An 11,328-nucleotide genomic window follows, 5' to 3' on the forward strand; every position below is an offset into this window, starting at 1 on the left:
GGGCGGCCCGGCCGCCCCCCAACACCGCCAGGCCACTTCCACCTATGGATACCAGCCGACACTCAATCGGGCCTCTGCTTGCTCTGCTGCTTTCGCTGGCCGTGGGGTTCACTTGGGCCCCGGCGGCGCAGGGCGACGACCAGGCCGAGTACGAAGCGCGCATGGAGCAACTCCAGGAGACCATCCAGGAACTGCAGCGCGAGCTTAAAAAAACGCAGGGCACGCGCGATGAGCTCAAAGAGGAGCTGGAGGAATCGGAATCCGATATCGGCGACATGCTGCGCCAAATCGAGGAAATCGAAAAAGAGCTCGAGCAACAGAGCAACCGACTCGAAACCCTCGAAACCGAGCGTGCGCAGCTACAGCACTCCCGAGAGGAACAGCAAGCCGAAGTGGCCCGCCAAGTGCGGGCCGCGTACCAACTGGGGCGGCAGAGCCAGATCAAGCTGCTGCTCAACCAGGAGGCCCCCGAGCGGGTTTCGCGCCTGCTGCGCTATTATGACTACTGGCTGGAAGCGCGCACCGATAAAATCGAGCGCTACCTGGACACCCTGGCGGAGCTCGACCGGATTGAGCCCGAAATCAAGGAGACCACGGCCCAGCTCAAACAGAACCGGGACCAGTTGAAACGCCAGCACGAGCGCCTCAGTGCACGCCAGGCCGATCGCCAGCAGACCCTGGCGGCCCTGAACCAGCGCATCCGCAGCACAGACCAGGAGCTCAATGACGTGCAGAAGGACCGGGAGCGGTTGCAGGCGCTGCTGGATGAAATGGCGACCGCCGTGGCCGATATGGAGCTCCCCGGCGACGACCAACCGTTCAGCGAACGCAAGGGGCAGATGCCCTGGCCCGCCGACGGCGCCCTGCGCCACGGCTTCGGCAGCAGCCAGCTGGACGGAAAACTCACCCGCAATGGCATCATCATCGGCGCCTCGGCGGGGGCCCCCGTGCTGGCCGTTCACCACGGGCGCGTGGTATTTTCGGATTATTTCCGCGGTCATGGCCTGCTGCTGATTGTGGATCACGGCGAGGGCTACATGACGCTTTACGCGCACAACCAGAGCCTGTACAAGGAAACCGGCGAGTGGGTGAGCGCCGGCGAAACCATTGCCAGCGTGGGCGATACCGGCGGCCAGGCTCAAGCGGGGCTGTATTTTGAAGTCCGCCACCGGGGCAAACCGACCAATCCCATGCCCTGGCTGGCGAGCGCCTGACGGACCGCACAACAGTGAATTATGCGCCATTTTAGCGGTCTCAGGGGTACTGCCCTGCGACCCGGAAACCGAATACTATCCAAGCTTGACCGCTCAGGAGATCTGGATGTTTTACGCTGACCTCAAACGCTCGGCCCTCGCCGTGCTACTGCTGATTGCCCTGGTCCCTCTGGCCCAGGCTCAGGACGCCTCCGGCTCTGACGCCGGGGCCGACGCTGGGCCCGACGAAAAGGGCCTGCTGCCGCTGGAGGATCTGCGTACCTTCACCCGGGTGTACGACCATATACGCAACAGCTATGTGGAAGAGCTGAGCGACTCGACCCTGTTGGAATACGCCATCAAGGGCATGATTGCCGAGCTGGACCCGCACTCGTCCTACCTGGATGAAAAGTCGTTTGAAGACCTGCAGGTAAACACCTCCGGCGAATTCGGCGGTATTGGCATTGAAGTGGGTATGGAAGACGGTTTTGTCAAAGTCATTTCCCCCATCGACGGCACACCGGCCGAGCGCGCCGGCATTGAGGCGGGCGACCTGATCATTCGCCTGGACAACAAGCCGGTGAAGGGCATGGACCTGAGCGAAGCGGTCGAGATCATGCGCGGTCCCAAAGACAGCGAGCTGGAGCTGACCATCGTGCGCGAGGGGATGGAAAAGCCCATCGAGATCACCCTGATCCGTGACGTCATCCGGGTGGAAAGCGTACGCGTGCGCGCCCTCGACAATGATTACGCCTACGTGCGCATCGCCCAGTTCCAGGTGGGCACCGGCGAGGATATGGTCAAGCAGCTCAAAGAGTTCAGAGATGAGCACCCCGATACCAAGGGCATAGTGCTGGATTTGCGCAACAACCCGGGCGGCGTGCTGCAGGCGTCGGTGGAAGTGGCGGACGCCTTTCTGGATGAAGGCCTGGTGGTCTACACCGAGGGCCGGCTGGAAAACAGCGATATGCGTTACCACGCCAACCCGGGGCAGGTGGCGAAAGACCTTCCCATGGTGGTACTGATCAACGACGGCTCGGCTTCCGCCTCCGAGATTGTGGCCGGTGCGCTCCAGGACCAGGGGCGGGCGGTCATTCTGGGCACGCGCAGCTTTGGTAAAGGCTCGGTACAGACGGTCGTCCCGATCACCGATACGCGCGCCATCAAACTCACCACCGCGCTCTACTATACCCCTAACGGCCGCTCGATCCAGGCCCAGGGCATTGTCCCGGATGTGATCGTGGAGCGCGCCAACGTGACCGCCATCAAATCCCCCGGCCGCACCACCGAGGCCGACCTGTCCGGCCATCTGGGCAACACCAATGGCGGAGAGGAGAGCAACAGCAAAACCCGCGAAGCCGAACGCAGCGAAGGGGAAAAGCTGCTCTCCAAAGACAACCAGTTGCACGAAGCGCTCAACCTGCTCAAGGGACTGCACATTTTCAAACAGCGCCAGAATGCCGCCCTGACCACGCGCCTGCCCCCGGAATCGGCCGACAGCACAACGGCGGATGAGATGCCCGAGACCGACAGTCAGCCGGAACAGGAGTAGGCCGATTACCATGCGGCCGCCCCTGCGCCAGTTTCTGTTGTTTCTCTGGCTGGGCTGCCTGCCCCCCGCCCTCTGGGCGGGCCAGCTCGCCATCATCATCGATGACATCGGCTACAGCGCCACCCTGGGCGAGCGCAGCCTGCAACTGCCGGGGGAATTCACCTTTGCGATTCTGCCCCAGGCTCCCTACGGGCCTCGTCTCGCCCGCCTGGCAAACGAACGGGGCCGGGAAGTCATGCTCCACAACCCCATGAGCAACACCCGGAACCTGCCGCTGGATGGCGGTGCCCTGAGCGGCGAAATGACCCACCGCGACTTCATGGCCACGCTCGACTACAACCTTGAGGCCATTCCCGAAGCCAGGGGCCTGAACAACCACATGGGCAGCCAGCTCACCCAGGAGACGCGCCCCATGGGCTGGCTCATGGAGCGCCTGGGCGAGCGGGGGTTTTACTTCATTGACAGCCGCACCACGGCCGACAGCCGGGCCCTGGAAACCGCCCAGCGCTACCAGATCCCCAGCCTGCAACGGGATGTGTTCCTGGACCACGAGCGCGACTCGGAGCAGATCGCCCGCCAGCTGGCCGAAGCCATCGAGCTGGCGCGCGAGCGCGGTTACGCCATTGCCATTGGCCACCCCTACCCGGAAACACTGGCCGTGCTGGAACACATTGAGCCCGCGCTCAAACGGGCCGGTGTCGAGTTGGTGCCGGTCTCCAGGCTGCTGCACGACCAGCCCGGGAGCCGGCCCCACACCTCGGGCAGCTGCCTGGCGCCCCCTCAGTCGCTATGGCACCAGCCAGAGCAGGAGCCCCGGCCTACCGCCATCCGCTCCTGGATCGATATCGGGTTACCCGACACCCATTCGGACTCAGACGGCGTTCGCCTGAATCAACATTTGCTATTCCCGTAGTATTGCACTATAAATAGGCATTGGTGTGCGTGAAACGCTTTGTCAGGGCGCTGACGAAACGGGAGTGCACTTGTCGATCAAGGAATTCGCCTCCGATATCCGTCGGAGACTAGCGATCATTACCGTAGGTACCGCATTATGAACACAGAGAAAACCGAAAAGCCCAATCGCGCCGGTGAGCGCGGCAGCGTACCCGAGCGCAGCGGCCGGTTTCTGAAGAAGGACGGCTACTGGTATTACACCACTCGTGAGGGCGTCGACATCGGCCCCTTTGACAGCCGTGATGATGCCGAAATCGGCGTCGGAGAATTCATCGATTTTATCTGTGCTGCAGAACCCAAAATTCTGGAAGCCCTGGAAAACTATCGAGCCGCCTGAACAACCTTCCGGGGGACGCTCCAACGCGTCCTCCGGGCTCCCCCTCCCCGTTTAGACTGCCCCCGAGCGAAGCTCCTTCAACGCGGATCTGATCACACGAATCGCCGAACGTAACAGGAGCCACACCAGACAGAGCGCCACCGCAATGTCCGGCCATCCCGATCCCGTCAACCAGACCGCACCGGCGGCAACGAAAACCGAAAGGTTCGCCGCAATGTCGTTTCGGGAACACTCCCACACCGAGCTCATGTTGATGTCTTCGTGGCGATGCCGCCAGAGCAGGAACAGACACAGGGAGTTGGCGGCAAGCCCGAAAAGACTGAAGGCGCCCATGACCTCGAACACCGGAACGCTGGGAACGAACACCCGGTAAACCACCTGAGCCATCACGACGCAGGCGGCCAGGAAAATCAGGGCTCCCTTGAACAGGGCCACCTTGGCTTTTACCCCGCTCCCTCTGGCGACAGCGTACAGGCTCAGCCCGTAGGTCAGCGCATCTCCCAGGTTGTCCAGGCTGTCGGCCAGCAACGCGGTGGACTTGCCATACAGCGCCGCGGCCGCAATCGCCACAAACATCAGGGCATTGACGGCCAGTACAACTCTCAGCGTTCCCCGCTGTTTGACTCGCAGCGCATCCACCGCACCGCTATCACTACAGCAATCACTCATGATCGGCCGGGCACCTCACCTCATCACCACAGGTTACTGAGCGTCATTGGCTTCGGCCGCTTTCTCGGCGGCCTTGGCCATGTCGCCCGCCTTGATGTAGAGCATGTTATCAGGCGTGAAGTACTCTTTCATCGCTTCCAGCACCTCCTCGCCGCTGCTGCTGGCCAGGTCCTCCTCGAACTGCTGGCGCTGCTCCAGGGTCTCATCATGGAACATGATCTGGTTGATCATCTGGGCGAGCTGCTCGTCGTCGGCGCGCGCCACCTTGCGGCTTTGCAGCAGGCCCGAGATACCCCGCTCGATTTCTTCCTCGGTAAAGCCCTCATCCAGCAGAATCTGAAGCTCTTCCTTGAAGCCATTCTCGATCTTGTCCAGGTTCTGCGGAGCACCGATGGCCCAGCCCCAGAACACCGAACGCGGTGAAAAACGCCCCGGCTGGAGCGACGAGCCAGCTCCATAACTCCAGCCCTCCTCCTGACGCAGGCGGGTCGCCAGTCGGCTGTTGATGAAGCCACCCCCGAAGATGTAATTGCCCAGCACCAGCTGAGGCATATCGTCATCGTAGGCATCCACTTCATAGAGATTGATGGCGAAGAAGGCTCCGTTTTCCTTGTCCGGGGTATCGATGACTTCCGGCGTGGTGTCAATGGGCTCGTAGTCCAGCACGATGGGCTCGAACGTCTTGCCGGTCTTCCAGTTTCCGAAATGTTGCTCCAGGGCGGCGACCACGCTGTCGCGATCAAAATCGCCCACCAGAGTCACCAGCATGTCATCGGCGCCGAAAAACTCCTGGTGGTAGTCGACCAGATCCTGGCGGTCAACGCCTTTGAGCACGGCAAGTTGCTCCTCAAATGTGCGCACATAGTTCGGATGGTCTTCATCTACCGGGGTCAACCGGCGCGAACCGAGGTTGCTGGCCCGCGCCTGGGGCTGGCTCATGGCGTACTCGATGTTGGTCTGCGTCTCTTTCAGCAGTTGATCCAGTTCCGCTTGCGGGAAGGTCGGGTTCTTCAGGGCCTCGGCGACAATCGCAAGCGCTGCCACCAGATTCTCCCGATCGCTGTCCAGCCACGCCCAGCCGCCGCCGGTGTTGGCGCCAAAGCCACCGAAGCTCTTGATTTCATCAAACGCGTTCTTCATGGCTTCGCGACTGTACTCTTCCGTGCCCCGACTGAGCATCTCGCCCACCAGGGAGGCGTAGCGTGCCTTGCCCCTGAGGCTCTCCAGACTGCCGTAGTTGAACTGAATGTTCACCCGCACGCTCTCACCACGGGTTTTCTTGGACAGGGCCGCCACCTGGATGCCATCGCCGATGGTAAAAAACTCGGTATGTGCGGCAATGTTTTCGAACGAAGGGTCAAACGCCTCGCCCTGGGCAATACCTTCGCGCCCGGTATAGCCATCGAGCATGGCCGCGATGCTGTCCACTTCGGGCAACTCGACCCGCTCGGGCTCTTCAGTGGGAATGAAGCGCCCCAGTGTGCGGTTATTGCGTTGAATATATCGACCGGCCACTCGCTGAATATCTTCGACGGTCACCGCTTCAACGCGGTCGCGATGCAGAAAGCGCAGGCGCCAGTCACCATGGGTGAGCCAGTCACTCAACTGTATCGCGATGGACTCGGTATCTTCCATGCTCTTTTCAAACCCGTTGAGGATGCTGCGCTTGGCCCGATCCAGCTCTTGCTGGGTAACGGGCGTTTCCTCAAAACCCTCTAGCTCGGCCAGCAAAGCGTGTTCGGCGGCTGGCAGCTCCTGGTCGGTATTGAGCACCGCGTAGGCCATCAGCATACTGGAGTCGGCTTTCATATCGTTCCAGGCGCCCGCCTGCGAAGCCGTGCCGGACTCCACCAACGCCTCGTGCAGGCGCCCTCTGGGCTGATCGCCCAGGATGTTGGCCAGGACCGAAAGCGCCGCCGCATCCGGGTGCGACGCCATGGGCGTATGGTAGCCCGCCAGAGCCAGCTTTATATCTCCCACGCGGCGAACCGTGACCACCCGCTCGCCATCTGTCGCGGGCTCACTGGTGTACAACTCCGGCATTTCCCGCTCGGGTTCGGGGATGGCGCCGAAATGCTCTTTAATCTTCGCCAGCGTCTCGTCCACGTCGATTTGGCCGGCGACAATCAGCGTGGCGTTATCCGGCTGGTAGTACATCTCGTAAAAATCGCGCAGCTTCTCGATGGACACATTTTCCAGATCCGAGGGTGCGCCGATGGTGCTGTTGCCGTAGTTGTGCCACATGAAGGCCGCCGAGCGCAGCTTCTGCATGGTGTTCTGGAAAGGGTGGTTCTCGCCGCGCTCCAGCTCGTTATACACCACCGTCATCTCCGACTCGAGATCCTCACCGCTGATGAAGGAGTTGACCATCCGGTCGGCTTCCATGGACAGCGCCCAATCGAGATTGTCCTCGGTAGCGCTGAACGTCTCGTAATAGTTGGTACGATCCAGCCAGGTAGTGCCGTTCGCCTTGGCCCCACGCTCGCTGATCTCGTCGGTAATATCAGGGTGATTGGTGGACCCTTTGAACAACAGGTGCTCCAGCAGATGCGCCATGCCGGTTTCACCGTAGTTCTCGTGCTTGGAGCCCACGTGATAGGTCACATTGACAGTAATGTTCTCTTTGGTGGGGTCCGGAAAGAGCAGTACCTGCAGGCCATTGTCCAGCCGATACTCAGTGATGCCTTCAACGGTGGTGACCTTTTCGATTTCCGCCGATGACGCCCGCGCACTGCGGTCGTCTTGGGCGTTGCCGAGGCAGCCACCAAGTAGCAAGGCGATAACCACAAAAAATATAACCGGCCTGATTCCGGTGAGGTGGGCAGGTTTCATGCTCCTTTCTCCTTAGTAATTTATCGAATATATCCTAAAAGCGGACCCAAACAGCCCGGTTTTTGTCCAGCTGACCAAAACTACCCTGAACGATTGGGGGCGTCAATGCTATCCAGGCGTGACGCCCCATCCGGCTCAAATTTTCCGGTCTGCTTCGGACCCTGTTTCAAAACCGGCCTGCCAAGCCAGCGAAACCTTTGGCGAACAGCTTCTGGAACAGGCGCTCCGACTCCTGGAGGGAGTGTACGGCCACAGCCTGCTGCGGCGAACATCATTGATTTATTATGGCCCCTCCACTAATATGTACGGTGTTTCCGTACATTTGAGGCACACCATATGGACTCTGTCAGTGTAAACAGGTTCAGAGACAACCTAAAAACCTTTGTAGAACAAGCCGTTAGCAACCACACCCCACTGAAAGTAACTCGTCGGTCCGGCGAAGCGTTCGTGGTAATGAGCGCCGACGACTGGGAGCGAGAGCAAGAAACCCTGTATGTGCTTCAGAATAGCAGCCTGATGCGCCAATTGGCAGAGTCTGCAGCTACCCATGCCCAAGGCACTGGATATACTCCCAAGGAAGAGGAAATCAATGAGATCACTCGTCTTTGAAGGCAGTACTTGGGCTACTTATGAGCAGCTTCGAGAAAAGGACAAGAAGCTGCACAAAGCACTTTGTAAGCTACTGAAAGAGATGCTTCGTGCCGACCCGGCAACAGGTCCTGGAAAGCCTGAACAATTAAAGCACAACCTTTCCGGCCTCTGGTCCCGCCGACTCTCCCAAAAGGATCGGGTCATCTACACGTTTGACGATCACTATGTCTATGTTTTCGCCATCGGCGGCCACTACGATCAAAAGCCATAACGGTGCAAGATCATAGTGCTGCGATTGGTTAAACGTCACTTGGCACCACCGTAGATTGATGGTGAAGCATTCTCCACCCATTTCCGTATTTTACCCAAACGGAACTCCTGTACGAGTTATGACCAAGAGTGCTGGCACGGTATTTCACCAGCGCCGCTCTCTCCAAGTATTTCGACCGAAAAATCACTGAGCTCGTACGCTGGAAGAGGGCCATCAACCTTCAGAACATCGGTCTTGGTAATAACTCTCCCCGAGCTACCAAACTCTTCAAATCCATCGGCAAGGAGCTCATTTATGCGCTCAACGCTCGCTCTCGCCGAAGGACTTACCAGCTCCATTTCAAAATCAATTAAGGTTTGAGCTACGTCCATTTCGAACACTTCAACAGTGACTTATCAAATCATAAAAGGTGTCTACTTTTCTTGGGGAACTTGGGTGTGGTGTTGCCCACAAACAATAGACACCCTAACTATGCGTCCTGCTGCCGCCTGCGGCGGCGTACTGGTACGCCTGGTTATGCACCGCCATTCATTTGAGCTCGAACACGCTGATTCAACTGTTTAAACTGCTCAATGAGGAGGTCGCACTCCTTCTTGTCCGCTTGACATAAGGCGTTCATGTCTATTTATATCGCACCATCCTTCTCAAATACGGTTCTTTTAATAGCAGCCGGGTAAGCCGAATGGGAAGAGGGTGAAAACGACCAAATAGACGTTTCGTTTTCCTCTTTAACCTGAACGATTGTCCATTCTTGTTCAACTCGAATCGAGGCGTCGGGATTGTTCCTGAGTGAGCTAAGAGCCTCCTCGACAGAGCCGTAGCCGATTGAGGAAACTCTTGACTCCTCAGCGGCAAACGCCTGAAAATTGATAAGCGCAAAAAGTAGAGGTATTATTGCTTTCATTTTACTTACGCCTCAATAACCGGCAGCGCTGTGGCGAAGCCACGTTTTTAGCTGTCGGGCGCCGAAGGCGCGTAGTTGTTTGACTTGTTAGCACCTATTACGCTGCGGTAGGCCAGAAGTATGACCATAAATATCACTATGGCTAACAAGTTTATCGTTACTAGGGTTGAGTTGTACACAAAGCTCATGGACACATTCATTCCAAAATTTAAGCTCAGAGCCCAATTCTCAGTTTCAAAGCCGATGATCTGTAAACCGTATAGCCATAAGCATAGCTTTAATGCTCTAAGGCTGCGCTTATAGATAAGGTAAGCGAAGTAGGTATTGAGAGCCAGCATGAGGCCTAGAGCTCCCGCCAGCGCATATGAAATCCATGGCGCATCCCACGTAAGCTGCGGAAGGATAGCTGCCATAAAGGCAAATCCGATAAGGCTACTTATAGCGATCAGCCAATAAGATGTCTTTGTTAATTTATTGTGTTCCTCGAACATAAAACTCCCTTAGTGCTAACCCCCACTCACCAGACCGAACGGAGTGGATCAAATCAGCATTTCGAGAGCGTAGGGAATGCAAATTTGAGGAACGCAATTCGGGTCTGGTGCAGTTATTCGTTATGCATTTATTTCAATTCAGATTTGCAGCTTAGTTGGCTACCTTTGTCTGACCCTCCTTCTGAGCATATAAAGGTGGTATTTTTACATGTTGCCTTCCATGATCTAGGATATTCCAAATGGCTAAAAGTGACGATATCGGATATTTTTATCGACTTGGGCTCACAACCAACGAAACCTGCACTTATGAGTTGCATGTCAGCCTCTTCGCGCTCACTTTCAGGCTCCTTAGCAGGCTGCATCGCTATTATACAGCCAGTTAAATTAGCTAAAATAATGCATAATAATAATTTCTTCATTGTTTCGATTCCCTTATTGCCAACCTAGTGAATTATATGCATAACGATCCCAAGCAGGGGCATATTTTGCGTTTTTAGAGCCGCGAACCAAAAATGTGTCCCAGTGCTTTGTCTGGTTATGCGCTTGCATTCTTAAAATGTGATTTTAGTAAGTTTGGGTTTAGTAGGTAAAAAGCAGCATAGCAATAGAAGCACGACATGATAGCTAGTACAATTATTTGCCTTATGTCTCCGGATAGCGATAGAAGAGCAACTATACCTATTATAGCCGCTAGCGCTGATAGCGCCCCCATCACCCAGCGCGACCACGAGTATCCCAAATATAGAAATACACTCAAGATCACACCAATTGCCGTTCTTACGATGTCCTTAACTTCGGGATTAGGAAACCAGCTTAAAACTGAAAACCAGATAAACCCAAAAATAATGCCAACAATTACTTTTTTATTTTTTGTCATTTTTCCTCACTACTGCATAACGTCGCACACATGGGCGCGAGCTTGCGACCGCCCCACCACCGCTTGCGGTGGTGTATTGGTGCGCCTGGTTAAGTGTGAATACACGGATTTTCAATTACGGTTCAACTCGTCGCTTGATTTTTCTTCATTACTATAGCTCTTCATCCTTTTGGGGATATAACGACAAACTACATACCACACTACCAGTATCAGGCACCCGGAAAGGAATGCCGTCGGCAAAGCGCTATAGCTGACCTTGACGTTTTCAGGCCCCACGAAATAAAGTAGGGGAGAAAGAACGAAAACCAGCCCGAGAAACAACGGTGGCCACTTCCAACCCCAGGCGATCACACGAAAGATTCTACGAAACGTTTTCGTCTCTTCAGGATCGACTTCATTCATGGACAACTCACTTAACGCCAACGCACTCTGGCGCGAGTCTACGAGCCACCGCCGAAGGCGGTGTAGTGCTGCGTATGGCTAAATGTTGCGCTACACATTTGCATTAAATACCAATGCCTCCGCTATACACGTTGCGGCGAATGCTACCCAGCCATATACGTTGAACTTACTTGCCTGGAGGCTCTTTGCAATTGTAGTGGTCAACTAATTCCGGACAATAAGTTAGATGGATTTTCCGCTTTTGCCGGTGGCACG

13 protein-coding genes are annotated in these 11,328 nt (G+C 56.5%); 6 read left to right on the plus strand and 7 right to left on the minus strand.

What is annotated here, in order from left to right:
- Positions 1-44 precede the first annotated feature (44 nt).
- The 4 genes from AAE484_RS05980 to AAE484_RS05995 all read left to right on the plus strand — a co-directional run bounded on the left by AAE484_RS05980 (position 45) and on the right by AAE484_RS05995 (position 4,036).
- Positions 45-1,214, plus strand: a complete 1,170-nt coding sequence (locus AAE484_RS05980; RefSeq protein WP_341937439.1) for a murein hydrolase activator EnvC family protein — start codon at positions 45-47, stop codon at positions 1,212-1,214.
- 106 nt (positions 1,215-1,320) lie between these two features.
- A complete protein-coding gene (locus tag AAE484_RS05985; RefSeq protein WP_341937440.1) occupies positions 1,321-2,745 on the plus strand; it encodes a S41 family peptidase in 1,425 nt (474 codons plus the stop codon).
- Positions 2,746-2,755: 10 nt separating this feature from the next.
- Positions 2,756-3,658, plus strand: coding sequence for a divergent polysaccharide deacetylase family protein (locus tag AAE484_RS05990; protein WP_341937441.1), 903 nt, complete (start codon positions 2,756-2,758; stop codon positions 3,656-3,658).
- Between the two features lie 138 nt (positions 3,659-3,796).
- Positions 3,797-4,036, plus strand: a complete 240-nt coding sequence (locus AAE484_RS05995) for a DUF6316 family protein (RefSeq protein WP_341937442.1) — start codon at positions 3,797-3,799, stop codon at positions 4,034-4,036.
- A 51-nt stretch (positions 4,037-4,087) separates the two neighbouring features.
- Here the strand turns inward: AAE484_RS05995 and AAE484_RS06000 are convergent, their stop codons facing one another.
- A complete protein-coding gene (locus AAE484_RS06000) occupies positions 4,088-4,705 on the minus strand; it encodes a cation transporter (protein ID WP_341937443.1) in 618 nt (205 codons plus the stop codon).
- Between the two features lie 33 nt (positions 4,706-4,738).
- Complete coding sequence (locus AAE484_RS06005) at positions 4,739-7,537, minus strand: M16 family metallopeptidase (protein ID WP_341937444.1); 2,799 nt, start codon at positions 7,535-7,537, stop codon at positions 4,739-4,741.
- Positions 7,538-7,873: 336 nt separating this feature from the next.
- Here AAE484_RS06005 and AAE484_RS06010 point away from each other — a divergent pair, with 336 nt between their 5' ends.
- Positions 7,874-8,146 carry a type II toxin-antitoxin system Phd/YefM family antitoxin gene (locus AAE484_RS06010; RefSeq protein ID WP_341937445.1) on the plus strand — a complete coding sequence of 91 codons (273 nt, stop codon included), beginning with the start codon at positions 7,874-7,876 and terminating at the stop codon, positions 8,144-8,146.
- Positions 8,127-8,399 (plus strand): Txe/YoeB family addiction module toxin, encoded by a 273-nt coding sequence (locus AAE484_RS06015; RefSeq protein ID WP_341937446.1) that lies wholly within the window; start codon positions 8,127-8,129, stop codon positions 8,397-8,399. Before AAE484_RS06010 ends, AAE484_RS06015 begins: the two co-directional genes overlap by 20 nt.
- A gap of 116 nt (positions 8,400-8,515) precedes the next feature.
- On the opposite strand, the gene AAE484_RS06020 is transcribed toward AAE484_RS06015, so the two are convergent.
- The 5 genes from AAE484_RS06020 to AAE484_RS06040 all read right to left on the minus strand — a co-directional run bounded on the left by AAE484_RS06020 (position 8,516) and on the right by AAE484_RS06040 (position 11,073).
- A complete protein-coding gene (locus tag AAE484_RS06020) occupies positions 8,516-8,770 on the minus strand; it encodes a nuclear transport factor 2 family protein (RefSeq protein WP_341937447.1) in 255 nt (84 codons plus the stop codon).
- A gap of 254 nt (positions 8,771-9,024) precedes the next feature.
- Positions 9,025-9,303, minus strand: coding sequence for a hypothetical protein (locus AAE484_RS06025; protein WP_341937448.1), 279 nt, complete (start codon positions 9,301-9,303; stop codon positions 9,025-9,027).
- A 47-nt stretch (positions 9,304-9,350) separates the two neighbouring features.
- Positions 9,351-9,794: a hypothetical protein gene (locus AAE484_RS06030; protein WP_341937449.1), complete on the minus strand. Its 444-nt coding sequence runs from the start codon at positions 9,792-9,794 to the stop codon at positions 9,351-9,353.
- Positions 9,795-9,922: 128 nt separating this feature from the next.
- Positions 9,923-10,213 (minus strand): hypothetical protein, encoded by a 291-nt coding sequence (locus tag AAE484_RS06035; RefSeq protein ID WP_341937450.1) that lies wholly within the window; start codon positions 10,211-10,213, stop codon positions 9,923-9,925.
- A gap of 569 nt (positions 10,214-10,782) precedes the next feature.
- Positions 10,783-11,073 (minus strand): hypothetical protein, encoded by a 291-nt coding sequence (locus AAE484_RS06040; protein WP_341937451.1) that lies wholly within the window; start codon positions 11,071-11,073, stop codon positions 10,783-10,785.
- Positions 11,074-11,328: the final 255 nt, after the last annotated feature.

It is taken from the genome of Marinimicrobium sp. C2-29, from assembly GCF_038419845.1.
Taxonomy (GTDB): Bacteria; Pseudomonadota; Gammaproteobacteria; order Pseudomonadales; family Cellvibrionaceae; genus Marinimicrobium.

What these genes read in the sequence shown, in the direction of transcription:
- AAE484_RS05980 (WP_341937439.1), top strand. Translation starts at nt 45, where the DNA reads ATGGATACCAGCCGACACTCAATCGGGCCTCTGCTTGCTCTGCTGCTT.
- AAE484_RS05985 (WP_341937440.1), top strand. Translation starts at nt 1,321, where the DNA reads ATGTTTTACGCTGACCTCAAACGCTCGGCCCTCGCCGTGCTACTGCTG.
- AAE484_RS05990 (WP_341937441.1), top strand. Translation starts at nt 2,756, where the DNA reads ATGCGGCCGCCCCTGCGCCAGTTTCTGTTGTTTCTCTGGCTGGGCTGC.
- AAE484_RS05995 (WP_341937442.1), top strand. Translation starts at nt 3,797, where the DNA reads ATGAACACAGAGAAAACCGAAAAGCCCAATCGCGCCGGTGAGCGCGGC.
- AAE484_RS06000 (WP_341937443.1), bottom strand. Translation starts at nt 4,705, where the DNA reads ATGAGTGATTGCTGTAGTGATAGCGGTGCGGTGGATGCGCTGCGAGTC.
- AAE484_RS06005 (WP_341937444.1), bottom strand. Translation starts at nt 7,537, where the DNA reads ATGAAACCTGCCCACCTCACCGGAATCAGGCCGGTTATATTTTTTGTG.
- AAE484_RS06010 (WP_341937445.1), top strand. Translation starts at nt 7,874, where the DNA reads ATGGACTCTGTCAGTGTAAACAGGTTCAGAGACAACCTAAAAACCTTT.
- AAE484_RS06015 (WP_341937446.1), top strand. Translation starts at nt 8,127, where the DNA reads ATGAGATCACTCGTCTTTGAAGGCAGTACTTGGGCTACTTATGAGCAG.
- AAE484_RS06020 (WP_341937447.1), bottom strand. Translation starts at nt 8,770, where the DNA reads ATGGACGTAGCTCAAACCTTAATTGATTTTGAAATGGAGCTGGTAAGT.
- AAE484_RS06025 (WP_341937448.1), bottom strand. Translation starts at nt 9,303, where the DNA reads ATGAAAGCAATAATACCTCTACTTTTTGCGCTTATCAATTTTCAGGCG.
- AAE484_RS06030 (WP_341937449.1), bottom strand. Translation starts at nt 9,794, where the DNA reads ATGTTCGAGGAACACAATAAATTAACAAAGACATCTTATTGGCTGATC.
- AAE484_RS06035 (WP_341937450.1), bottom strand. Translation starts at nt 10,213, where the DNA reads ATGAAGAAATTATTATTATGCATTATTTTAGCTAATTTAACTGGCTGT.
- AAE484_RS06040 (WP_341937451.1), bottom strand. Translation starts at nt 11,073, where the DNA reads ATGAATGAAGTCGATCCTGAAGAGACGAAAACGTTTCGTAGAATCTTT.